Consider the following 24,850-nt stretch of genomic DNA (forward strand, 5'->3'; position numbering starts at 1 on the left):
CGTGATGTTCCTTTCAAAATTTGATTAACGTTAGCGCAAAGTTGTTTCAGAAACATGATCGACTACCGTTCCTGGAAAATCAATGGTCTCTAGCGCATTTCGAACTTGTACTTGAGCAATTTTAGACTTAGGATTTACGATCACATTATCTTTAAAGCCAAGTGAAGCATAAAACATGATCGTTTCCCCTAGTCCTGCTGAAACTTTTGAAGGAAGAGGTGATTGGTAAGTTCCGTCCACTACAAACGTATACGCATTTTTTGGAACTTTTGCTACGGTTTCTTGTAAATCCTTTAAATATTCCGCTACAAGATCTTCTTTAATAAACCCTATTACCTGAACATGTACTTCTTTCTTTGCCTCATAAATTGCCATTTTATATTTTGGCTCATCAACAACTAACATCTTTAATCTCCTCCTCTATTACTAATTTTTTTAACAACTGATATTGTAATCTTCCAGCACTTCTTCTACATGAAAAAACTACCCCGACCAAAAATTAGGGGCAGCCAAATAACCACTTCTTATCTTGGCAACCCGACTATCATTTTCCAAGAGGATTTTAGACTCGTAGCTTTGCGTCCTTATCTTTCGATAAGTTTGCCTTTTTCAATTTAAAGAGAAGTAATCGGAATATCACATTAACCTATCAATATAGTAGTATAAACTACTTGTATAATTTTTTCCATATTAGTCCCTTAGACTGAAAAACTCCATATTCCTAAGGGTATTTCTACTCACTTTCTAAGCTACATTGGTAAGAACAAATAAATTTAAAGGGGGATTGCTCGCCGCCTAGTTCCATATGTTCAAACATCATAAAAAGGCAATCCAATTTGATGTGAATCAACGGATTGCCTTGTATTTATGCTTCAATAGCCTATTATAAAACTGAATATTCAGTCTATTCTACGATGTCTTAATCACTTGAGGGCTTACAGTAGATTCAATATCCTGTGAATCGGAATTACGTTGCAATAGAAATGCAGCGCTAAGAATAAGAATTCCTCCGACTATTTGTATAAAATAAAGATTTTGCCCCAAGACAATAGCTGCTAGTATGGCTCCCATGACCGGTTCGAATATCGCCAAAATCGAAGCTTTGGAAGCCCCTATCATTCTTATACCCGTTAACAGCAACATAGTGGGAAGTGCTGCCGCTACAACACCAGCAAAGATCAATATCGGCCAAAGTGAAGCATCATGAAACGGTTGGAGAATAGCCTCCTTTTCCCCGAAAATAAACCCCATAGTCGCGAATACCGTTCCGGCAGCAATGAGGAAAATTGTCGTAGCATACGATGCAGGAACGCTCGGATAACCTTTACGACCGACAAGAAAATAGACGGACATTCCAATTGCGGCAAAGAGTGCTAATCCAATACCAAGCCAATCAAACCTCATTTCTTCCCCAAACATTTGCCCAACGACAGCGAGACTGCTCCCACCCAGAGCAAATAACAGTGCGATGATTTTTTGCTTATTTAGCATTTCACGTCCCGTAACAGCACTGATCAACGTCACGATTGCTGGGTAGATATAAAATAATAGAAATGCCAATGCTACTGTTAAATGAACGAATGCGTAAAAAATTGCTAAACTATAGGACATAAAAGCCAATGCCGCAATAGACAAATTCCTCCATTGCCATCGAGGAATATTCGACAACACTTTTTTCTGATTCCGTTGGCGGCCTACTCCGAATATGAGAAGTACACACATCGTGATGGCCCCAAAGATTTCTCTCCATGCCCCAAAAGCGATTGGACTCACACCAGCTTCATATGCAATATTGGTCAAGGTTCCTAGGCTCGAAAAGAGTGCTGATGCGAACAGTACTATTAATATTCCCGTAAGTTGTTGTTTTTTCAAATCAGAATTAGAAATCATAGGCTGCCCTAATCCACTTTTCTCCATATTATTGTCCACCTCTCCATTGTCATATAAGGTTATACAATTTTTCACAGAGTCGCCGCACCTTAACCTATCCTTGTTTTCATTCTGGTACTGACTATCCTGAATAAAGTAAAATCATATAATTTATTTTGAACCAACTGTTGGGCATATACTTGATCCTGTCACATGTCTTGCGGCAGTACCTAGCATATAATCAATATTTTCAGATGCCATGGCCATTTTTACGGTTTCCGAACGAATATGCATTAATTCTGCAGGCCAATTTGAGGCAGCAGCCCCGTATATTTTTGACCAAATTTGAGTCTTATCTGCAATCGGTTTCATAATATCTTCCCAATTTTTAAGGGCTGTCTCTATATCATCGTTCTCCAGTTGTTTAGCAAGTTCCAACGCACTTGTCATGCTAACTCCTGCCCCTTGTCCTAAATTAGGCTCCATTCCATGCGCAGCATCGCCAAGAATCGCCACTTTCCCTGCCGACCAGGTTTTTAGGTAAATATAGTAGAAGTATTGATCTAATCTTAAATAATCGATACGTTCTATGACAGATTTCAGGTGGGGGAATGATGAAAGCCAAGCATCTTTATTAATAGGATCAGAAAGTCCTTCGCTATCTGTAGATGGCGATGTCAAATATACATACCGATATTGATCTGTAGATGGAGCTATCCCAATTCGGCGGAAACCATTCCAATGCTCCATTGCGATTCCTATCTCATCTGCATCTGTTTTTGGTATTAAAGCTCTTAATGCTCCATTACTTACTTTTTCAACCGTACACTCAATATGAATCGAATTTCGAATTCTTGAGTTGATGCCATCTGCTGCTACTACTAAATCCGCTTTCACTATTTCCCTATTAGCCAATGTAATCGTTCCTGACGAAGCCGCTGATATCACACGAGCATCCGTCTCTATCCGCACACCTAACTCCTGGGCCTTCCTTACTAGAGCACTATGAATCTCTTTACGCGGTATCACACAGAAGCGATTTTCTTCGCTGAATACTGTGGAATGCAATACATCTTGTGTTTCATCCATCATGTTTAAACTCTGAATAAACTCCACGTTCTGACATACTTCATCAAACACGTCAATCGATTCCAATACTTTCAATCCATTTTCCCACAAATAAAGCCCCGCCCCAATTTCTCTAAGTTCCGAAGATCTTTCAAATATTTGTACATCCCAACCACGTTGAGCTAGTGCTATTCCCAAAGTTAAACCTGATAATCCTGCCCCAGCAATACTTACTCTTTTTTTTGCCATTTTAATGCCTCCTTATAAAATTTCTTATAGGAAATAAAGAAGAAATCCCAATATTTTCCCGGGAAATAATATTGGGATGTGAGGATAGGACTATATAAGATTAGAGATTGAAAGATATTCTTTGATATGTTCCACAACTTTTTCCGGTGATTCAAGGGTAGGAAAATGTGTTTCGCCTGGGATCATCTTAAAATCAAACCAAGTGTTCTGCTCCGCAAATCGACTTTGCAATTCTTCGTAACCATCTTCCGCAGCCTGTGAGTAGATATGCACAATAGGACGCTTCTCTTTTAGAGCCGCCATCCGTTTAAGCGGCGAACCCCATTTTTGATATGATTCTTCGATTACTCGGCAGGAACGTTCCCACATATCGTAGCCGAAACTGGCCATTTCCTTATTAAGATGGTTTTTGACAGCACGATTAGTACTAACACCTTGCCAATGGTTAAATATATTTTGTCTACCTGAAAACCACTGTTCGGGATTTTGCATATCTTGCAAGTCTTTGATAAATTCTTTCCCTGCCTCAGTCATGATCCAATCGATCACTACACTCTGAGGTACTCTGTCCGTTCCTAGGCGATCAGTGATTTCCATATTAGCCCAACCACCATGCGACGTGGATATCGGAATAACTTGTTCGATATCCAACGCATTCAATACGGCAATAACATCGTCGGCCTGGTCTTTAGCACCGAAGTCCTCCAATCTAGATAAAGGATCCGTATGGCCCCTCCAATTCATGCGGACCACTTTATGTTGTTCTGCTAGCAAGTGAACCACTGGGTCGAAGAGTCTATGATCCTGACACCAACCGGACAATAACAGCAATACAGGACCCTCTGCATTTCCGTGGATATCATACGTTATTTCGCAACCATTCATTATAATTGATTCCATAGCACTTTTTTCTTCTTTCAACATGAACATCGTCTCCATTTCTTTCATTTGATTTTAAGGGAACGGAAAGTTTATCTCTTACAATATGAGTGATTGACTTTCACGTTTTCTTGTATTAACTTTACTTTAAGAATATTCGGAGTGTTGTAAACCATTTAACCGTTTTAAAAAAAATAAGAAAGGGGAAAAACAGTGCCAATTATCTTTGATAATCATAGTTACTGGAAAGATTTTTCTTTATATGGGGAAAGGTTGTTCTTTAAAGAAAATTCCTTTGTATATAAAAAAGGGGAGATTGGAAAAGGAATCTATTATATCGAAAAAGGATTGGTAAAGGCAACTTCCATCAATACAAAAGGAGAGGAGATTCTTGTAAATATCTCTTTACCACAACAGTTAATCGGTGTGCAAGCGATGGATCAGATCGTTCACTTTTCATCAACCGAAACCATTAAAGACTCAGTATTATATTTTTTCCCTTGTGAAGTAGTAAATGAGATTATCCACAAATATCCGCATGCCCATCGTTTATTTTTGGGAACTGTCAAGAGCCAAATGAGATGCCTGATAGATAGTATCCACTTCAATAATTTACCTTCGGAAAAGCAATTGGCAAGGTTGATCCTTAATATTTATGAGGATTTCAAGCAGTTAAAAATCTTCTTATCACAAAAAGACCTAATCAAATGCACAGGTCTTACTCGTGTGACAATTTATAAGGTCATGAAGGATTGGAGAGAAAAAGGTTATATCGAGACGATGAGTCATTCATTGATCATAAAGAATGTGAGTGCATTACGGGGACTTGCAGATAGCTATTCCTAAAAAAGATTCTCATGTTAATGAGCCGGGCTTCAAGATAGTTTACAAGGGAGGTTTTGTAATGGAGTTACGATACTCGTGGCAACCATATCTACAATTTGGACAAAGATTAGCGGTAGAAAAAAACACCTATATCTATCATCAACAGGATGAAGGAAAAGGATTCTATTACTTAAGCGAAGGCAATATTAGAATTTCCGTCTCATTTCCTGATGGTCTTGAAAGAACTATCAATTATGTTCCAGTGGGGATGCTCTTTGGAGAAGACGGCCTATATAATGACCCTTACTTAACGACTGCATGTACCGTGAATTCTTGCATCATCTACTACTTTTCTGATAGCGCTTTCACACAAATATGCAATGCCTTTCCTGATGCAAAACATATATTTACTAAATCACTGCTATTTAAATTTAGGATAGTTGCTGAGGTGCTATCATTTACATCCAGTCCGGCAGAACAACAAATTGCTCATTTTCTTATCAAACTTATTAAAGAAAATGGCGAAGATATCCCCTTGAACCAGACGACTTTGGCAAATTATATTGGCGTCTCCCGAATTAGTGTGAATAAGACTTTAAATAATTGGAAAAGAAGAGGAATAGTCGATATTTCTAATAATCGTATACAAGTGAAGGAGTTGCAGAAGTTAAAAGACCTACAGTCAATCAATACGACAATGCCTTATAATCTGGATTATTTATTATTGGGTGTTTAAAAGAAAAAAGAGAGTACGATGGTTAACCACACGTGCTCTCTTTTACGATTAATCATTCAGAAGACTATTGAATGAGTCCAGGATTACTGGCCATGCCCCTGAATCAGGAACAATCAATTCGAAATGTTCAGCGTGAGGTATGGGGATAAAACGAACTGTGTCTCCGGCTGATTTGGCAGTCTTTTCGAATAGCTCACTCATCCCAATCGGTACATTCACATCCAGGCTACCGTGAATAAGAACAAGCGGAACACCAATTGGTAAAAGGGATTTTGGAGAACCTTGCTCATAGCGATACGGATAATTCTCAGGCGATCCACCCATCAAGTCCTTTGTAGGATTATCAATAATTCCGAACGCCGTATCCTTCCATTGATGGATATCATGCATTAACGCCAAATCACTTACACCGGCAAGACTAATCACCCCTTTTATCTTTACAGCGTCTTCTGTACTTGTCAGATTGCTATCTGAACAAAGATTATGCCTTGCCGCAAGCCATAAGGCAAGATGTCCACCAGCGGAATGCCCGATTGTAATTACCGATTCCGTGTTCAGAGGATAGGATTTGGCCAAAGTCCTGACAAAGTCCGCCGCTTTTGCACTATCAAGAAACGTATTTGGCCAACCGCCATCTTCTTGTCCCACACGTCGATATTCAATATTCCAAGTAGCTATCCCATTTTCTGTTAGGGCATTCACAAATGCATTCATATGCTCCAGTTCAAAATGAGCCTTCCAAAAACCGCCATGAATCACAATTGCGACCGGAAATGGACCTTCCCCTTCTGGTATGCGCAAATCCCCAAATTGGTTTGCCTCTTCTCCATACTGAATCCTTTTCACTTTTCTTTTAGTAACAGATTTCATCCCACTCAACTCCTGATTTTGTAATTGAATTTGAATCATGAGTAATTCTAAAACATATAGGGCAAGTTTTACTAGCCCACAATTCAAATACTTCATAATAATAACATTATTAAAATTACTCGCATTACATCAGATGGGCTATGAAACTGTATGCTAGATTTTGACGGCAACCGTTGCGACAACGAAAGGTGCAAAAAAAGACGCCATACCCACTACATCGGATGGCGTCTTGCTATTTCGAATAGCTCTTTATTAAGGGTTCGTTGACCAAAGGCCTGCATGTTTTAAGACAACACGTGGATGAAGTTTCAGCTGGGCAACCATTAAGTCCGCTAAATCTTCTGCTTGCATCACTTTTTCTGGATTACCATCTGTTAGGTTTAGCTCAACAGCCATATCTGTTGCTACCGTACTTGGCGTTAGCGTTGTAACGCGAATATTTTTCTTACGTACTTCAAGCATTAATGACTCACTGAGCCCGATCACTGCAGCTTTTGAAACCGAGTATGCACTTGTGATAGGTGCCCCTTTTTGACCAGCTGTTGAGGAAATGTTAATGATGTCTCCTGTGTTGCGCTCCATCATTTCCGGTAATACTGCACGAGTTGTGTAGTACACACCTTTTACGTTGACATCGATAATATTTGTCCATTCTTCAGGCGTTAAGTCCATGAAGTTACCGAATTTTGAAATGCCGGCATTATTCACTAAAATATCGATTGCCCCAAGCTCGCCACGAATCGATTCAACAGCTGCTGTAATTGAATCTAAATCTGCTACATTCGCCGCAGCAATTGCTACCTTCACATCATATTGTTTCAGTTCTTCTGCAACTTGTTGTAAATTTTCAAGCGTACGCCCAACAAGCCCTACGTGAATACCTTCCTGTGCAAAAGCTAGGGCTGTTGCACGTCCGATTCCACGTCCCGCTCCTGTAATTAACGCCACTTTTCCTGCAATTGTTTGCATGTATTTCTCTCCTTTAGCTAAAATTGATTTATGATTGACGAAATCATGTGTGTTAAACTTTTTAAAATTAATACCCGAGTGGATAAAACCGTTCTGATGGTATAATGAATTAAGCCGTTTTACTCGGAAATGATTCGTCTTTAAGACTAACTTCATTCTACCTAAGGTTTTCTACGTTGTGAAGAATGCACTTTTTTGTGCGGAGGTTACCGAACGGTTACCACTAATCAATTACGCCTCGGCGTAATTGCGTCCAGATTTTGAATCGAGCAAGCTCGATTAACTCCTTTCAAAATCTGTGACATCCGCCGGAGGCTTAACTTGAATCAGCAGGGAGTTTGGGCTCCCTCTGATTGAAATGCCTTCTGGCATTCATCCCGCCACTTATGGAAGTGGGGGACTTCTGCTGAATCAAGTTAAAAAAGGAGTTATTACTCATGTCAGATACATTAAGAAAAGAGATCCAAGAACGAATACTAAATCATGATTATCATTGTGAAAAAGAACTTACCTTATCGATTATTAGTGGGAAATGGAAAGTGGTAATCCTGTGGCATTTAGGTGTAGAAGGCACACATCGATTCAGCGAACTTCAAAGTCTTTTCCCAAAGATATCCCATAAAGTATTAACCAATCAATTACGTGACCTGATAGAAGATGGAATTGTACATCGAGAAGTGATTCCAGAAGTTCCTCCGAAAGTCGAGTATTCCATGACTGAACTTGGGATGACATTATTACCCATCGTTGAGATGATGTATGATTGGGGCAAAAAACGGATCGAACAAATCAAACAGGAAAATGCTTATTTGGAGTGATCAAAAGAACTTGAGTTACCTATACGTTTAGCCAAATACATACCCGAGAAGAAAACCATCCCTCATCATTGATGGCATGAAAGATGGTTTTCTCTCACATTATATGATTTCGAGTTCCAGATTCTAAAATAATTCAAAATTCAATACGTTTCTTCAATTTAACTAACCCTTCCAAGTGCGTAAATAACACCTGCATGGGCACCTTCATGCCAAGCAATGAATTGAACGAGATCATCTATGTCAGCAATCGTCATTATATCCTCCCCAATAACTAATGGTTCTGCCGCATCTCCTACCATTTTCCCCTCTAGAAAATTCGTGATTCTATCGAGTTGGTCACGAATTGCCGCTAGTAACACATCACTTGTCGGCGCATCATCTCCCCAGTCCGCTGGGCTCGTCCCATCTATAAATAACGGAACCCATTCAGGGTGCACAATTTCATAAGCCGGTATAGCTTGTTGGATAAAAGTTTCCATCGTCACGAAAATATGACCTACATGCCATCGAATATTATTATTGAATTCTCCAGGTTGAACATTCCACTTGGCATCTTCAATCCGCTTCACGCGCCCTATCGTATGCATACGCGCCAATCTTAATTGTTGTATCGTTGCGATTAGAATCCTCTCCTCTTTAATGAAGTAAACTATTCAATATTCAAATGGACTAATCTAGAATGTAGGCCAATGAAAACATGGCCTCAATTTTATGAACTCCTTCATTCAATAACTACTATCAGTTCGCAATGCAATTTTTAAATTGTTGCTCTAGCTCATCTTTATTTAAGTTTTTTCCAATAAAAACAAGTTCACTTAATCTTGGTTCACGCTCTTTCCATTTCCGATCTGGTCTTCCTGTAAACAACATATGAAGTCCTTGAAAAACTATTCTTTCATCCATTCCTTGAACGTGAAGAATACCCTTATATCGTAATAAATCTTCCCCTTTTTCTTGCACTAGATAACTCATCCACTGATCTACTTTTTCCATATCCAACGGTTTCTCTTCCCTAAAGGCAATCGATGACACTCTATCATCATGGTGGTGATGGTGATGATCTTCTAAGAAATGGGGGTCAATTTCAAGTTTGCGCTTCACATCAAATGTGTTAATTCCTAAAATATCTTTTAAATTTATATTACAGTTATTGGCACGCAATCGCTTAGCAGCAGGATTTATATTGGTCAGTCTTCTCTCCAATAAATTCAGAGCGTCCTCAGATACTAAATCTGTTTTATTGAGAATGATTACATCAGCGAAAGCAATTTGCTCTTGTGCCTCATCATGACCATCCAAATGCCTAGTAACATGTTTACTGTCTACTACAGTGATAATGCTATCGACTACAAATTTTTCGGAAAGTAACTCATCCATAAAAAAGGTCTGGGCAACAGGTGCCGGATCAGCAAGCCCCGTTGTTTCGATTAAAACTCGATCAAATTTCACATTACCTTGCTCCATTGAAAACACAAGCGTTCGCAGAATACGCATTAAATCTCCACGAACTGTGCAGCAGATACAGCCATTGTTCATTTCTAGGATTTCCTCATCAGCATCCACAACGAGTTGATTGTCTATCCCAACTTCTCCATACTCATTGACAATGACAGCAACCTTTTGATGATGCTTTTCAGTTAGTATGCGATTTAAAAGTGTGGTTTTCCCGGCGCCTAAATATCCAGTCAGAATAGTGACTGGAATTTTGTTTGGTTTGATTAAATTCATTGTTTTCGACTCCATTTATAATATTTTTGATACTTTCTTTACTTTTTCTTTGTCCTTAAAAATCCCAGTGATGGTTTCAGATGAACGTTCAAAACCATGTCCACGAAATGAATGACTTACTTTCTCTATATAATCCTCATTGACATAAAGCGAATCCACAAAGAGGGGAGCATCCTCGGGTGTTAAATGCTTATACCATGTTCCTTTCGGATAGTCGATGACTACACATTTATCATGGCATCTTCCATTACATCGAGTACGCGTTGTGTGAATAACATCATCTAGCTCACGGTCTGAAATTTCTTTTCGAATCGCTTGGGTTAACTCCTCTGCACCGACTTGATTGCAACTGCTACCGTTGCAAATAAGGACGTGATGCTTCGCATTGCTTAAATCCCATGTCGCCATATATGTCTTCCCTCCATATAACACTTAGTTAGTACGGTTTAAAATCGATGATTGTTTCTTTAAACCTTTTCGGACAACCTAGATCCTTAAGCGGATAAAGTATTTTTTTGAAATTAAACTTCAGTAGAAATAAAATCCCGTTAGATGGCTGTTTACCAACTTGCTTTTTTTACACCCGGTAGTTGGCCTTTATGGGCAAGCTCCCGAAAAGCAATGCGAGACATGTTAAATTTTCGCATATACCCTCTTGGTCTTCCCGTCAGTTCGCATCGATTTTTCAACCGTGTTGGGGAAGAATTCTTTGGCAACTTATTTAACGATTCATAGTCGCCTTTCTCTTTCAGCTCTTTACGAAGCGACGCATAACGAGCAACCAGCTCCCGTTGTCTTTTATCTTTTGCTACTTTAGACTTTTTCGCCATTTTATGTCCTCCTTCTAATCAGTAATCATTACGATTTAAAAACGTTTAAAATTTTTTACGTCATTTCTCTATGAAGTGTGATCGGAATCATTTTGATATGCTGACCTTTCATTGTCTTTTCGGCATTCTCGACAAACACTTCAAGCCAAAGTCCAATATAAAAGAATAAATCAGAAACAGCGAGTACAATCATATTCTTTAGAATCAAACGTACCCTCATCTGCCCCGGGTGGATAACTAGATTGTCCATCGACCGCGCGCCTCAACAATCCATACTGTAAAATATTGAAGCCCTCACCTTGTAAATAGTAATGATTTCGATTTACGTGTTTATTTATCATACATAGAATTTTTTTTATTAGCAACTGTTTTTATTCTGTAATTTGAAAATGTAATCCTTAATTTTTTGATTCTCTTTGTAAAGAACCTTCCCCCTCAATGATAAAATGATTCCAAATATAGTTACTACAATTATTACGGAGAAATTCTTTTCCGCCTCTTTTCATAAGCTTGATCAGCTATTAAAACCAAAAAAAGCAGCATTTCCCCAAAAGAGAAAATGTCTGCTTTTTATAGCTTCTATATCAAACGCAACCCGAAATCAAACTGATCAAGCAACTCTATTGACAGAACCCGTTGCATCTTCGTCATGTTTGTATTTGAAACTGATCGCAAAAATGATTCCGAGAACAATGGTATAGGCTGCAAAAACTAACCAGATCTGCTGCCAGTCTTTTACGCCGTCAACCGTTAAATAATCCACTATTTTCCCACTAATCACGGCACCTAAATAGGCACCGATTCCGTTCACCATTGTCATAAATAAGCCTTGTGCACTCGCACGAATTCGACGATCCACTTCTTTTTCTACAAAAATCGATCCAGAAATATTAAAGAAGTCAAACGCGGCACCATAGACAATCATGGATAACAGTAATAGGATGAATCCTCCACCGGAAGGGTCTCCATAAGCCAAGAAACCAAACCGCAATGTCCACGCAGCCATACTCAACAGCATAACCGTTTTAATTCCGAATTTACGTAAGAAAAACGGTATGGCAAGAATAAAGAACACTTCTGCAAACTGGCCGATCGATAATAAAATAGCCGGATATTTCACTGCAAGACTTTCTTTATAATCAGGATTTAATGCAAAGTCATGCAAGAACGGGTCAGCAAAGGCTAGGTTAATTTGCAGTGCAGCACCTATCAGCATAGCAAAGATGAAGAAGATGGCCATTTTCTTTTGTTTAAACAGGACAAACGCATCCAGTCCTAAAAGATGGACCAACGACTTTTCCTTCTTAACGTTTTCTATTGTACAATCAGGCAATACCAATGAAAATAATGCAAGTAAAAGGGCAGCCCCCGCTGCAATGTATAACTGGATATTACTTAACTCAAATCCGCCAAGACTAATGGTCCACATCGCTAGAATAAAACCAATGGTTCCGTAAACCCGAACAGATGGGAAGTTTTTCGTGCTATCGAGTCCTTCTTTTTCTAAACCGAAATAGGAAATGGTATAAGACAATGAAATCGTCGGTATATAAACCATCGCGTTAAAGAACATCACCCAAAACATCAGGGTTGGGTTCGAAGTTTGTGCCGCGATCAATAAGGCAATCGCTCCAAGAAAATGACAAATGCCATACAATCGATTTGCTTTTATCCATCGGTCAGCAATAATCCCGATAAGACTGGGCATAATTAGCGAGGCAAGCCCAGAGGAGCCATAAACGGCGCCAACTTGTGCGCCAGAAAAATGTAAAGTATTGATCATATATGAACCAAGTGTAATCAGCCAACTTCCCCAAACAAAAAACTGGATAAAAGTCATTATTTTAAGTCGTGATTTAATTGTCATTTTTTCCTCCTGCTAGGCGTAAGTGCCAAAGCTTCCCTTTTCGAATTATAGGGCTTTTTTTGCTAATTCCGTCATGTAATCGAAGAATGCATCGCGATCCACGTCATAAACCACATTCACCGGTCGGCCATCAGGTGTTTCCACTGTACGTCCTTGACTCGGTCCATCTGTGATGACAATACTATTAACCGTTTGTACTTTCACAAGGTCACTGTTGCCGAGAAACGCAGTCGTTAAGACGTCCCATAGATAGTAGGTAGAATTTGTTGAAAAATGAACGAGCGGCGGCACCATCGCATAACACTGTCCGAGGAAATCAACCCCGATATACTTACGCTCTTTTGCCCAACGTTCACGCACATCTGGAGTTAGCGGTACTTGATTGGTACTTTCGAGCGCGACTAAATCAATTTCAATGTTCGTTTCCCATACGCGAGCAGCGGCTTCGGGATCCCAAAACACATTCCATTCGGCCGTTCCATCATGTTCAGGTTCGTGCACATTTCCAGCTTCACGGAATGTACCGCCCATCCAAACGAGCCTTTCGATTTTCTCTTCAATCTCTGGCGCTTCATCCAATGCCCGGGCAAGGTCCGTAAGAGGTCCTGTAAATAATAAAGTCGTTTTTTCTGTAGTATTTCGAATCGCATCGATCATATGAAGATGTGCCGGCTTTTCTGCTACTGGCGTAATCACTTTTCCAGATTCGTTTAAAATCGGTAGTGCATCTACATAGAAAGCGTGCATGCGCCAATCTTTCGGAAAAGGATTTTTTCCGCGTGAATTTGACTCAGCTACATCAAGGCCGCCGTTGCCAAAGCGATCGATAATTTTTCGGCTTGCAAATACCGCTGGCTCCAAATAACAATCAGCTGGAATTACCGATACACCCGTCAATTCGACATTATCCATTTCAAGTAATAAAAATAATGAAATAAGATCATCGACGCCACCATCATGATTAAAGTAAATATGTTTTTTAGCCATTCCAAATTCGCATCCTTCTCATTTTATTTGAATTGTTGGTTAGTAAAAGTGTGGTTCACTGCCATGGTTTTGAAGTATTCCTCTCCAAAACAGTTCTCTAAAGTCTCTCCGATTCCAGGGTTCTTTAAAAGGATTCAGGATACTCTTATATGTGCTGGAATTTCCCCTTCCTAATATTCGAGTAAAATGCAAAAAACCCGGATAGATATCTACCCAGGTTACGGATTTACATGTAGAAGGAGTGGAATGTAGTGAATAGCAAATATAGATTTCCAGTCATTCTTTCATGTAGTCCGGTAGTTTACGGTCACCAGGTAGAAACGCTTAAGCCATATTCTTAAGCATATACATTCAATAAGCTTCTATTTGTTTTTTTGAACTTAACATTTATAGCATTAAAATCTTGAAATCGTCAATGGAAAACACGAAAGTTTTTATTTTTTGATAATTAATCGTTCGGATATTACTGGTTCCCACGCTATTTTAGGGAAACAATCTAGCGCTAACTCTGATACTTCTCATTTACCCGCAATAATCGCAGTTAAACGCCTTCACTATCGGATAACCAATGCACCTTCGCTTCACCTCACCAATACAAAAATGCCCTGCAGAGATTTCTCTCCACAGAGCATTGATTGTCCTACTCACCGACAAAAAGAAGTAACCGGCACAGGGAACATAATACCTTTAACCTACTGGATTAAATTTTGTTTGATCAAAAGAACCTGCTCCTCAGATAATTCTGTTGCTTCGACTATATCTTGAATTTCCATCCCTTTTGCTAGAAGACGGCGCGCAATCTTCTCTTTTTCTTCTTGCTGACCTTCTTGCCGCGCCTCCATTTCACGCAGTTCCGCTTCGCGTATCATAGCTTCTTCATCGAGAACGTGTTTCATCCGGGCTTCATATGCGATCATCTCTTCCTGGTTTCCACTTAGTGTTTCCCAGCTTTGAAAGGCAGTGCGTAAAGTTTCATCGTTCATCGCAATCTCCTCCAGTTCCTTGAAAATATCTTCATAGACTTTCCCATTTCGATGATCGACAATACCCAATAATAACAACCATCTTGCAAGCAAATCATCCCATGGGTTTAACTTATTTCCTTTCCAGTCACGGATAAGTTTCGTCATTTCAATGAAGTGGAATTCCATTGCATCCGTCAATTTGAAATTTTCCTCATCCTCATATAGATGATAACTCGTATGGAAACTTTCCGTTTGATCAAATATAGAGAAGTTTAGGATATTGATCGCAATGACAGGACGCAGTTCTTTATAGCCCATTCTTGGTTTCATTGGGGCACGGTAGACGCCAGCCCAATAATAAATTGAGCGCTTAATCATATCGTATTTATTGGTAAATTGTATTTCAACATTGATCCATTCACCTGAGTTTGTCAAGACTAATAAATCTAATCGAGACTGCTTGTCTTCCTTATGCTCTCCGCCTGCTTCAATATTTTGAAAGGAGATATCTCTGATACTGTCCCACCCGGTTCTTTGCAAAATAGCATTTAGAAACACTACGGTGATTTCCTTGTTTTTCTCACTTCCGAACAATTGTTTAAAGGCATAGTCAACTTTCAGATCCATCAATCGGTCCAATGAAATCCGCTTCAATACTTTGTAGCGCATGACTAAATTCACCTCATTTTCAGTTATCATTAGTATAGCATCTATGAAATAAAAAAGAGATTACAATACCTATTCTGTAGTTTGACTGAAAAAATTTCTATCTACTATTACTGTATAAAATCTGCATCATTCACTTCCAAAACCATAACGGGTTCTTCATCCTCCAAGATATACGAATCGAATGTTAATTGATCATAAAAAGAGGCTAATCTTTCAATATTTTTTTTGCGCTTTACTTTATGTTCTTCACTATAATCAACTTCCTCTATTGATGAAGGCTTTAAGATAATATAATCAATCTCTAAAATTTCACATAATTGAATGAGTTCTTTAATCGCAGCTTTCCCATACCCTTTATTACGATGATTTGGCTTTATTGAAATCGTATTTAACATAAGAATTTTAGGGTTCCATCCTTCAATTTCTTCTTTAAATAGTTTCGTAAATATAGACATTAGCCATACTTCATCACCAGATGCAGCATCCGCAGCATCCAATAGTTGATTTTTATTCAATAGATTAGAATTGTATATTCTAAAATATATATAACCTATTCTCTTCTCGGTTTCTTCTGTATTAAGAATTATCTCTGCTCCCCCATTTATCACAAAAAACTCCTGGTCAACAACCATTGAAGAATCAAGTGAAATATTACTCCAATCATCTTCCTCAAAGGTTAATCCACTATTTAGTGGTTGTTCCATTGAAAATAGTTCAATCACATTATCGCTAAGAATGGCTTCGAATGAGATATTTTCATCAAGGACACCTAACTTTATTAGATGATTATAAATTGATTCTAGCTTCATGACTCTGCAATAGTTACCTTTTCTATTCGTTTTGTTATTTATTGTGTAATATACAAAATCCCCAGTTGGTAAGATAGCAAAATAAATTTCATATTTGTCTGTATAAATAACACCTGTTGCTTCTTGATTACATTGAATAGAGAATCTTGAATGTTCTTCAACAGCGCTCTTAATAAACGCAAAGTTTTTCTTTTGATCAAATATTGATGCCTTAAAGATAAATGCTTTCTCTAGATCCTCTTTTCTATTAAAATACGGCAAATAATATTGGATAAGATCCTCTGTAATATTCACTTTCTCGCCTCCCCGTATTTCATTTACTACAATCCAAAATAACACGAACGTTAGTTCTCGTAAAGTGTTAAGTATAAATTTAGTGTAAATTCAGACCACGGAGGATTGCATATCGTTTGACAAAAAATGAATCCTCTAACTTTGTTTATTAATTCCTAAGTCACATAAATCATTCATGATGCGTTATCATTCACACCTTCCCCTTGATTCTTTCAAATAATTTTCGAAATCCGTGGCATTGAATAATGTGTATGGACATAAATACTTCTGTCAATGCGGATCATCCCACTATTCTTTCAATTTCGTATCTACCACCTTTTTGAAATGGGCAACTGGGTACCCTTTAGAGAAACGTCCCTTCACCAATCGTGCTGTCGCTTTGGAAGATACTTTGAATTGCTTGTTTGCTTTGTCATTCAAAGATTCAATAGCAGTCGCAACGTCGAGATCATTCTCGACAGTTTCTTTTTTAATTCTTTTATTCTTTTAGGTTATTGCTAGGGGCAAGTTGCCCTCTGTAGAAAGGGTAATCTGCACTCCCCCTTCAGCTGAAGATGCACTCTTCGATGACACAAATTGTCCCGTCGATAATTGTTGCATTTCATGAATGGAAATTCTTCTAATCTCCACTCGTCATATATTTTGTAAACCCGCTTATGCCCATCCCGAACATGCGTCGAGATGAGCTAAATTTGCAAAGGTAAAATGGTCTCGCTAAAACCACTTGCATCACAAGCAATGGAAGCGGTGATTCTTTTACAAATCAATTACGCCTCGGCGTAATTGCGTCTAGATTTTGAATCGAGCTTGCTCGATTAACTCCTTTCAAAATCTGTGACATCCGCGGGCCTAAAGGATGTAGGTCATGCAGTCGTTGCGAATCGAACAGCGGAGGGTTCGATTTGCCGTATTTCTGCGATCTTTGCAGAAATTAAGGCACTTTCCTTTTAGGACGTCGCGAACTTAGACTGCCTTCTATACTTCGTTCAACGGGCGTTTGAACACCCGCTAAACGGTAAACAAAATCGTATTCATCTCGCCACCTATAGAGGGGAAGTCTTCTGCTGAATGAAGATAAATGCACTGCAGATCCCTTTATCTATTCAATCAGTCATGTCAAACGCGTTTTCCCGGGGAAAGCACGACGTCTTGCGCCTAGACGAACGATGCCTTCACCCTTTATATAGACAATTCATTCGCGTAAGTGGACAACTTAGTGACACTTATTTTCTTAAATGCAAAATGCCAGGTTCTCACACCACTCTAATCGTGTGTGAACCTGGCATTTTCTATTATACCTACGATGTAAGTAGGTCAACCCCCTCGATTCGTTATTTGGAATCTGAACGTTCATACTTCACTTGGCAAACTAAGCAGCTCTTGTGCCATTATAGAAAAGCAACGCTACACAAACTCCTGCTCGTATTGCCGCTCCATGAATGTCCCGAAATACGAGCAGGATCAATCCACCTAACAAACCAACAGCTCCAGCGATGCTGCTCATTAATTCGGCTCAAGTATTTTGTTTTATGATGATCGCCATAAAAACGGCAACGGATATAAAGTGTATTATGGATACATAAACTCTTCCATTTGCAAAACCAATCAAACCAACCGCTTTGCGCAGACTTAATGATCTAAGGAGTACAAAAAAACTGCCCCCCTAATAGTTAAACATCGTTTAACTATTGGAGAGCAGTCCAAGTCTGAAGCGACCCGAGCAGCTGCCACCCGGAGTCTAGTCGCACCCCCTGAACAGGAAAACAAAACCGCAAACACTCATCACCTATAGAGTTGGGCGTCTTCTGTAGCTGCCGCTTCGCTTTCAGTACAAAATATTTGCTGAATGAAGATCAAATATTCTAGTGCCAGACAAATTTCGAGTATTTTGTTACACAATCTATATGCACATTTGTAGAGATTATTCCACCAAATGTATGATTTGAACCAAATGCAATGTGAATACTATCGTAAGCCTTTTCATCTTCTAAAATTAAGCCTGTAATACGTGCAGCATGATTGGTTCCAATGCCCAACTCACACAAAGTTCTCCCCTCACCATTACCTAGTATCGATAATAATGCAGCCCCTTGTTCTCCACTAGCTTCTACTAGACGTCCTTCAACAACTGTTAATAGCACTGGATCTTCTACAAGGCCAATACCAGCAATAGAACCATTTATTAATATCTGGCCTGAAGATTGATATTCAACAGGTGCGATATAGGCTTCACCTGATGGCAGATTGCCCGAAGCACCACTTGTTTTAAATACACCTGTACTTGGTACACCAATTCTTCCTTGTAATGGCACGTCCAAACAATACTTTCCATCACCAGTAAAAATGGATACACTTGTCGCTTTTGTTAATTTGTCCGTCATTTCCAACGTCTCGACCTCAACGCGACTATAGTCGGCATTCATGGCGCCATTTAAAAACATATCTGCAGTAATACCAGGCATTGTAATAACTTGAATACCCGCCTTATTGGCTGATTTTCTAGCGTGGGTATGTGTCAAAGAATGCTTTGTAATGCAGAATATAATTGAATGCTGCATCCAAAGCTCAGCAATCTCAGGTGGTGGCTCTTCACCGGATCGTTCACGATCAGGCATTTCAATGTAATATGCATTTTTATCCAAATCTAGTAATGCCTGATAAAAATCTTTTGCTAATTCACTTTTAGATGTATCTCCAAGTACTAATATTTTGGCATTCGGAGCTAAATCAAAATTGTTTTTTAAAATCATTCGGACAACTTCAGTTAATTTGCTCATTATGTTCCTCCAATTTCTAGCAAACTTCCATCGCTACACGGGCAACTAGCGTACGTGGCAATAGGACGGGAACACCCAATGTAGAAATTGCCTGTTGTTTGTGCTTTTCATTATATCCCATGCAGTCTAATACTACGCATTGAACATCTTCGGATTTCAAGGAAGCTACAGCATCCCCAATATCCATTTCTGTATACGGATTCGATGCAATCACACAAACATTACAACCATGCCATTTTTCTAGCATAGACTGCTTCTGATCTTCTATTGGAATAACAATCCCTATTTTTTGATTATTAAATAGGCTACGCACAACACCATCTAGTATTTTATCTGGATAAATTATTGGTTTATCACAACTTAACTTTTCGAAAGTACCCGTACATAAAATAATAATCACTTCTACTCTAGATGATAGCTGATCAATTTTCTCCTGTAATAAGGGCTCTACTTTTGATTTCCCCATGGTCGCATAACTACCATCACGCAGTCTAGAAACATATGTCGTTTCTCCTTTGTCTGGGTATAATTCTAGTATTTCACTGGACGATAAATCATCTAATGCTCCTGCTTCTATTAAGGAGAATTGATTACCGATAACCTTCTCCATTTCTGGTACTAAATCTATTCGTGGTGATTGACCAATTGTAATAACTCCAATATTAGATTTCTTCATATTGTTTCCCAAGCGTTTGTAAATGTTTCATAGAACCATATAAGCTAACTATTTTTTCAAATTCCGGTTCATCATAAAACTCTGCCGTTCCATTTGTAAATTCTTTCGCTACTTCTACCGCATATCTAGCAGCCTGTGCGATATCTACTTCATGGCTTGCACCTGTACCACAACCAGGTACTGCTGACTCCGCGGTGATCGCAACTCCTACTACCGGCACATCCGTTGCCACAGCTGGTTGTAGAATACTATTTACATGGTATACATCATTGCCGTATGGGGTAATATCTTGAGTTGTTACAGCAAATGTTACTGGATTAATCCCCGTTGTCATGCTTAAAATGCGAACTAAATCCGGGCTAAACTTTAAAATATACCCTTCTTTTACTGTTGGGGAAATTGCAATCCCCTTATGATTGAAAATAACATTTCCTTTTGTAGTATCAATTGAGATGATGGCATCTACATCTTCCGTAATTTCATATTTATTCATTGTTAAAATATCTACTGGTGAACCCATAAAATCTACTGGATAGTGTGGCTCTGTAGGAGCATTAGGACAAATATGAGTTGTAATGACTATATCGCCTTTTAATCGATCTCCCTTGACAGACATTTCCGCCAGCTTCAAAGCCGAAGTAATCGCTGCCACAGCACCGTCTGCATCTGAAACCATCCCAATACGCGATGGTCGGGCGCCAATCCCCCCTAAACGTCCAACAATCCCCATTGTACGTGCATTGCCACCTGAAAGCTTTCCTTCCGACCCTTTAATCGTTATTTTAACAAAATCGGTTGAGCCACTTTCCCCTTCCACTGTCTGAACATCGGTTTCAACAAATACGAAGTCTTTGAAAATTTCCACCACGTCTGCTCCTGTTACAAAAGCGTTATCAATAATTTCTATTACGTCTAAAGTTTGTTTTAGTGTCATGTTAAAAACTCCTCACTCAAAAATTTTTGAAATATATTTTTTTACTTCAATACCAAGAACTTCTTCTACACTTGTATAGTTTTCTTCTACGAACATTCCCCGCCCTAGTTTAAGATTTTGATAGGGAGTGGAAATAATATAAACAGGATGATTTTCTTCTAATTCGGCAGATGTAATAGGTAATCCCGTTTCTTTTGAAAAAGTCATAATTAGATTTGGAAAGGTTGAAATTCGCTCTCCATTACAATCAATCGACATAAATTCATTCCAGAATGTTAAATCATACTTATCCTCAGAAGCTTTAACTGTAAACGAGCCTAAATCAAATCCATCTTTTGTAATCAGATTAAAGCTTTCTACATTTCCTTCAACAATGATTTCTCCACCTAAGACTGATGCAACGTTCCGCACTCTTTCTTGTGGATTCTCTCCTTTGAGAAACGCCTGACCTACCTCATATGCATGAGTAATGGCTCCAACAGCCCCGAACTTTTCAATATAATTAGCGGTAACAGGATTTCGTGCAACTGTTACTAGTCCTCCAGCTTGTACAGCACCCTGACGAATCATTTTAGAACAAGTATCTAAACTTCCTTTGGCAAATAATTCTACACGAGCTGACGTACCTTTTTTGCCTCCAATGCCTACCTGCATTGATGTATAATCCTTTAGTTCGTTTAAACCCATTGAACCCATAATACCTGTAGGATGTGCACGCCCATTACAAGCCGCATCTAATAAGGGAATATTTAATAGAGCTGACTGTAAAAAACCATTAACAGTCGCAAATCCTCCATTTTCGTTCGTCATAATAGCAACTGGTGGTTTTTCTAAACTACTTATTAGCATCTCAATAGCTTGTAGATAGTCAGCTGGTTTTACATATTGCTCCTTTGCTGCAGGTGCACCCACACCCGAAACAGTTAAAACAACATCGTCACTGTTTAAACTATTCAGTTGAACAAATGTCGGTTCTCCCATTTGAAAAGCAAGGTTTGCGAATTCTTCACCTTCTATTCTTGAACCGCCACCTCCACCACCTAAAATACACCCCCCCAGAACAATAGCTTCTACCATATCTGCTGTTAACGTTTCTAATTTCATTTCGCACCCACCCTCACTTTTTTTTCTGAAATTTCTTCTGCAAAATGACAGCTAACTTTTGAGCCATACTTTGTAATTTTTAATTCAGGTCTTTGCTTACATTCTTCCGTAGCATAAGGGCATCTTGTATGAAATTTACACCCTTCTGGCATATTTGTAGGACTTGGAATTTCACCATCCAATGGAATTTTATTAGGAAGCCTTTTTGATTCATTTTCATTTACCACAGGAATTGATGACAGCAATGACTGTGTATATGGATTTAATGGATGATTATAAAGTGTTTCTACGTCACTGTACTCCACTACGCTACCCAAATACATAACGGCTACCTGGTCTGCAAAATTTCGCACTAAACTTAAATCATGTGTTATAAATATGTACGTTAAATTTAACTTTTTTTGCAAGTCACGTAGCAAAGTGATAATTTTAGCTTGTACAGAGACATCAAGCGCCGACGTCGGCTCGTCTAGTACAACCAATTTGGGATTTAAAGCTAGGGCACGGGCAATACCGATCCTTTGCTTTTGGCCACCACTCAAAGAGTGGGGATTTCGATCTAGAAACTCTTCTGGTAACTCCACCAAGTTGATTAACTCTCTAATGCGAGCTTCCCGTTGTTGTTTGTTACCGATTTTGTGAATTAATAAAGGTGCTTCTAAAATATCCCGAATTTTTTTTCGTGGATTTAATGACGTGGAAGGATCCTGATGCACCATTTGCATTTGTTGTCTCAAAATCTTTAATTCCTTTTGATCTATCGCTGTTATGTCTCTTTCATCAAAGTTGATCGTTCCCTCTGTCGGAGCATAAAAGCGCATAATCGTTTTGGCAAATGTTGTTTTACCTGAACCGGATTCACCTACGATCGCTAAAGTTGTCCCTCGCTCTAATACAAGTGATATATCATCTACTGCTTTAACATCTCCTACCTTTTTTTTGAAAAATCCTTTGTTAATAGGGAAATACTTTTTCAATCCATTTATCTCCAAAATATTATTGGACATTTTTATTCCCCCCCTTTTGAATATAAATGGCAAGCAACTTTACGATTTTGCAAGAGGTCTATTAAGCTCGGACGTATATCTTTACATATACTTTTCCTTTCGGAACAACGATCATAAAATCGACAGCCTACCGGGGGATTAAAGAAGTTTGGAATTCTACCATCTATACCGTCACCCATACTACCGTCTAATTTAGGGATTGACGCTAGTAATCCATTTGTATAAGGGTGGAAAGACTCTTCGAATATCGTTTCCGAATCTCCTTCTTCAACAACTTCACCCGCATACATAACATAAACGCGATCACTAATTATCCTCGCCACGCCTAAGTTATGTGTAATGAAAATCATTGAAATTCCTTCTTCTTTAACTAGACGTTTTAACTCAACTAATATTTGATCTTGTACGGATACATCAAGTGCTGTCCCTGGCTCATCTGCAATTAATAACTTCGGTGTATGCATTAAAGCCATTGCAATTACAATTCGTTGGCGCATACCTCCACTTAATTCGACTGGATAACGTTTCATAATAGCGATAGGGTCAGGAATGCGCATCTTTTGTAATACTTCGATCGCACGGTCATATGCTTCTTGCTTTAATTTTTTATTCACCCTAGAAAATATATTTCTATTCTTTCCTTTCCAAATATAGACATCCATTAATTGCTCGCCAATTGTAAAGACTGGGTTTAATGCAGTCATTGGATCCTGGAAAATCATTGATATATCTTGTCCCCGTAATTTTTGCATTTCGTCTTTGGAAAATTTCAATATATCTCGATCCGTAAAGAGTATCTTGCCGCCTACGTATTTAGCTGGAGGTGTCGGTACAAGTCCCAATATAGATCGCACAGTCACAGATTTACCACAGCCGGATTCACCAACGATAGAAATAACTTCACCCTCGTTTAGACTTATATTTACGCCATTAATAATTTTTGCCGTCCCCTCGTAGGAGGTGAAGTGAACTTTCAAATCTTCAATATTAAGTAAAACTTTACTCATTATTCATCACTCTCCATCCAGACGTACGTCGAATACATCCCGTAGCCCATCCCCTAGTAAATTAAAGCCTAATACCGTAACTAAAATTGCAAATCCAGGGAACGTTGCCTGCCACCACATTTCAGGTAAATACACTCGTCCTTCTGCAATCATAGTTCCCCATTCCGGTGTTGGAGGCTGTGCCCCTAAACCAAGGAAACCTAAACTTGCCCCAGTTAAAATAACAAATCCCATATCTAATGTAACTTTTACTATAATGGTTGAAATACAGTTGGGTAATACTTCTATAAATGCAATGCGCCATTTACTAGCACCCAAGCCTTCCGCCGCCAATACAAATTGCTCGTCCTTCAAGCTCAATACTTCGCCATAAACTAAACGGGTAAACCATGGCCACCAGCCGAATGAAATAGCGATCATAATATTAACTAATGTAGGCTCTAAGATTGCCGCTACCGCTAAAGCTAAAACAAGAGCCGGAATTGCTAAGAAAATGTCCGTAATGCGCATGATTAGGGCACCAATTTTCCCTCCCCAAATACCTGCGATTAATCCAAGGGGAACACCGATACCGATAGCTATTGCCAATACTAATACACCTAACATTAGGGAGATTCGTGTTCCATACACAACACGACTAAAAATATCGCGCCCTATTTCATCTGTACCAAAAAAGTGTTCAAAACTTGGCGGTTGGTTCATTTTGTCAAAGGCTATTGTTGAACCCGTAGCATCTGAGGGATATGGTACAATCCATGGTGCAAAAATAGCCATTAATATAACAGCAACAACAATGAATAGACCAACTAAACTTAACTTACTTTTCTTTAATTTATACCACGTACGCTTATAATCGAATTTCATTTTACTTCCTTTAACAGCTTCATTTGTTACCGTTCCCGCACTCATTTGA

At 38.9% G+C, this 24,850-nt stretch carries 26 protein-coding genes and 2 riboswitches; of the genes, 3 read left to right on the plus strand and 23 right to left on the minus strand.

The genetic code is table 11. The features are described 5' to 3' along the window. Positions 1–30 precede the first annotated feature (30 nt). The 4 genes from ACFPRA_RS21700 to ACFPRA_RS21715 all read right to left on the minus strand — a co-directional run bounded on the left by ACFPRA_RS21700 (position 31) and on the right by ACFPRA_RS21715 (position 4,110). Complete coding sequence (locus tag ACFPRA_RS21700) at positions 31–405, minus strand: hypothetical protein (RefSeq protein ID WP_381439374.1); 375 nt, start codon at positions 403–405, stop codon at positions 31–33. Positions 406–528: 123 nt separating this feature from the next. After that, positions 529–615, minus strand: a riboswitch (cyclic di-GMP riboswitch). Positions 616–909: 294 nt separating this feature from the next. Then, positions 910–1,917: a DMT family transporter gene (locus ACFPRA_RS21705; RefSeq protein WP_381439376.1), complete on the minus strand. Its 1,008-nt coding sequence runs from the start codon at positions 1,915–1,917 to the stop codon at positions 910–912. 123 nt (positions 1,918–2,040) lie between these two features. After that, positions 2,041–3,186 carry an FAD-dependent oxidoreductase gene (locus tag ACFPRA_RS21710; RefSeq protein WP_381439378.1) on the minus strand — a complete coding sequence of 382 codons (1,146 nt, stop codon included), beginning with the start codon at positions 3,184–3,186 and terminating at the stop codon, positions 2,041–2,043. A gap of 90 nt (positions 3,187–3,276) precedes the next feature. After that, positions 3,277–4,110, minus strand: a complete 834-nt coding sequence (locus tag ACFPRA_RS21715) for an alpha/beta fold hydrolase (protein ID WP_381439380.1) — start codon at positions 4,108–4,110, stop codon at positions 3,277–3,279. A gap of 168 nt (positions 4,111–4,278) precedes the next feature. On the opposite strand from ACFPRA_RS21715, the gene ACFPRA_RS21720 reads away from it, so the two are divergent. After that, the gene (locus ACFPRA_RS21720; RefSeq protein WP_381439382.1) at positions 4,279–4,911 is read left to right on the plus strand and encodes a Crp/Fnr family transcriptional regulator; all 633 of its coding nucleotides are present in this window, start codon (positions 4,279–4,281) and stop codon (positions 4,909–4,911) included. 58 nt (positions 4,912–4,969) lie between these two features. Continuing rightward, entirely contained in the window at positions 4,970–5,626 is a 657-nt protein-coding gene (locus ACFPRA_RS21725) for a Crp/Fnr family transcriptional regulator (RefSeq protein WP_381439384.1), read from the plus strand. 48 nt (positions 5,627–5,674) lie between these two features. Here the strand turns inward: ACFPRA_RS21725 and ACFPRA_RS21730 are convergent, their stop codons facing one another. After that, entirely contained in the window at positions 5,675–6,496 is an 822-nt protein-coding gene (locus ACFPRA_RS21730; RefSeq protein ID WP_381439387.1) for an alpha/beta hydrolase family protein, read from the minus strand. Between the two features lie 252 nt (positions 6,497–6,748). Further along, on the minus strand, positions 6,749–7,465 hold the full coding sequence (locus ACFPRA_RS21735; RefSeq protein ID WP_381439389.1) for a 3-ketoacyl-ACP reductase: 717 nt from the start codon (positions 7,463–7,465) through the stop codon (positions 6,749–6,751). A gap of 437 nt (positions 7,466–7,902) precedes the next feature. Here ACFPRA_RS21735 and ACFPRA_RS21740 point away from each other — a divergent pair, with 437 nt between their 5' ends. Continuing rightward, complete coding sequence (locus ACFPRA_RS21740) at positions 7,903–8,283, plus strand: winged helix-turn-helix transcriptional regulator (protein ID WP_381439391.1); 381 nt, start codon at positions 7,903–7,905, stop codon at positions 8,281–8,283. Positions 8,284–8,441: 158 nt separating this feature from the next. On the opposite strand, the gene ACFPRA_RS21745 is transcribed toward ACFPRA_RS21740, so the two are convergent. From ACFPRA_RS21745 to ACFPRA_RS21825, 17 genes are all read right to left on the minus strand, one after another. Beyond that, positions 8,442–8,879 (minus strand): DinB family protein, encoded by a 438-nt coding sequence (locus tag ACFPRA_RS21745; RefSeq protein ID WP_381439393.1) that lies wholly within the window; start codon positions 8,877–8,879, stop codon positions 8,442–8,444. Between the two features lie 142 nt (positions 8,880–9,021). Then, positions 9,022–10,011: a CobW family GTP-binding protein gene (locus tag ACFPRA_RS21750; protein WP_381439396.1), complete on the minus strand. Its 990-nt coding sequence runs from the start codon at positions 10,009–10,011 to the stop codon at positions 9,022–9,024. 15 nt (positions 10,012–10,026) lie between these two features. Then, a complete protein-coding gene (locus ACFPRA_RS21755) occupies positions 10,027–10,419 on the minus strand; it encodes a (2Fe-2S) ferredoxin domain-containing protein (protein WP_381439398.1) in 393 nt (130 codons plus the stop codon). Positions 10,420–10,571: 152 nt separating this feature from the next. Continuing rightward, on the minus strand, positions 10,572–10,841 hold the full coding sequence (gene rpsN, locus ACFPRA_RS21760) for a 30S ribosomal protein S14 (protein WP_381439401.1): 270 nt from the start codon (positions 10,839–10,841) through the stop codon (positions 10,572–10,574). 55 nt (positions 10,842–10,896) lie between these two features. Continuing rightward, positions 10,897–11,091: a hypothetical protein gene (locus ACFPRA_RS21765; protein WP_381439403.1), complete on the minus strand. Its 195-nt coding sequence runs from the start codon at positions 11,089–11,091 to the stop codon at positions 10,897–10,899. A gap of 360 nt (positions 11,092–11,451) precedes the next feature. After that, positions 11,452–12,708, minus strand: coding sequence for a nucleoside permease (locus ACFPRA_RS21770; protein ID WP_381439406.1), 1,257 nt, complete (start codon positions 12,706–12,708; stop codon positions 11,452–11,454). Positions 12,709–12,753: 45 nt separating this feature from the next. Then, the gene (locus ACFPRA_RS21775; protein ID WP_381439410.1) at positions 12,754–13,695 is read right to left on the minus strand and encodes a nucleoside hydrolase; all 942 of its coding nucleotides are present in this window, start codon (positions 13,693–13,695) and stop codon (positions 12,754–12,756) included. Between the two features lie 269 nt (positions 13,696–13,964). After that, positions 13,965–14,066, minus strand: a riboswitch (purine riboswitch). A gap of 321 nt (positions 14,067–14,387) precedes the next feature. Then, complete coding sequence (locus ACFPRA_RS21780; RefSeq protein WP_381439411.1) at positions 14,388–15,359, minus strand: Rpn family recombination-promoting nuclease/putative transposase; 972 nt, start codon at positions 15,357–15,359, stop codon at positions 14,388–14,390. A 77-nt stretch (positions 15,360–15,436) separates the two neighbouring features. Continuing rightward, positions 15,437–16,432, minus strand: coding sequence for a GNAT family N-acetyltransferase (locus ACFPRA_RS21785; protein WP_381439413.1), 996 nt, complete (start codon positions 16,430–16,432; stop codon positions 15,437–15,439). Positions 16,433–16,720: 288 nt separating this feature from the next. After that, on the minus strand, positions 16,721–16,852 hold the full coding sequence (locus ACFPRA_RS21790) for a conserved phage C-terminal domain-containing protein (RefSeq protein WP_381439416.1): 132 nt from the start codon (positions 16,850–16,852) through the stop codon (positions 16,721–16,723). 1,442 nt (positions 16,853–18,294) lie between these two features. After that, positions 18,295–19,209: an aminopeptidase gene (locus tag ACFPRA_RS21795; RefSeq protein WP_381439418.1), complete on the minus strand. Its 915-nt coding sequence runs from the start codon at positions 19,207–19,209 to the stop codon at positions 18,295–18,297. Between the two features lie 16 nt (positions 19,210–19,225). Next, positions 19,226–19,885, minus strand: a complete 660-nt coding sequence (locus tag ACFPRA_RS21800) for an AroM family protein (protein ID WP_381439420.1) — start codon at positions 19,883–19,885, stop codon at positions 19,226–19,228. Next, positions 19,872–20,819 (minus strand): DUF1177 domain-containing protein, encoded by a 948-nt coding sequence (locus tag ACFPRA_RS21805; protein WP_381439422.1) that lies wholly within the window; start codon positions 20,817–20,819, stop codon positions 19,872–19,874. The genes ACFPRA_RS21800 and ACFPRA_RS21805 overlap by 14 nt, the downstream gene beginning before the upstream one ends. A gap of 12 nt (positions 20,820–20,831) precedes the next feature. Then, a complete protein-coding gene (locus ACFPRA_RS21810; protein ID WP_381439424.1) occupies positions 20,832–21,923 on the minus strand; it encodes an S-methyl thiohydantoin desulfurase domain-containing protein in 1,092 nt (363 codons plus the stop codon). Beyond that, positions 21,920–22,930 (minus strand): ABC transporter ATP-binding protein, encoded by a 1,011-nt coding sequence (locus tag ACFPRA_RS21815; protein ID WP_381439426.1) that lies wholly within the window; start codon positions 22,928–22,930, stop codon positions 21,920–21,922. Before ACFPRA_RS21815 ends, ACFPRA_RS21810 begins: the two co-directional genes overlap by 4 nt. A 2-nt stretch (positions 22,931–22,932) precedes the next feature. Continuing rightward, positions 22,933–23,937 (minus strand): ABC transporter ATP-binding protein, encoded by a 1,005-nt coding sequence (locus tag ACFPRA_RS21820; protein WP_381439428.1) that lies wholly within the window; start codon positions 23,935–23,937, stop codon positions 22,933–22,935. A gap of 6 nt (positions 23,938–23,943) precedes the next feature. Further along, positions 23,944–24,846 (minus strand): ABC transporter permease, encoded by a 903-nt coding sequence (locus ACFPRA_RS21825; protein ID WP_381439430.1) that lies wholly within the window; start codon positions 24,844–24,846, stop codon positions 23,944–23,946. Positions 24,847–24,850 lie beyond the last annotated feature (4 nt).

The organism is Sporosarcina soli (genome assembly GCF_042655805.1).
Classification (GTDB): Bacteria; Bacillota; Bacilli; order Bacillales_A; family Planococcaceae; genus Sporosarcina; species Sporosarcina soli.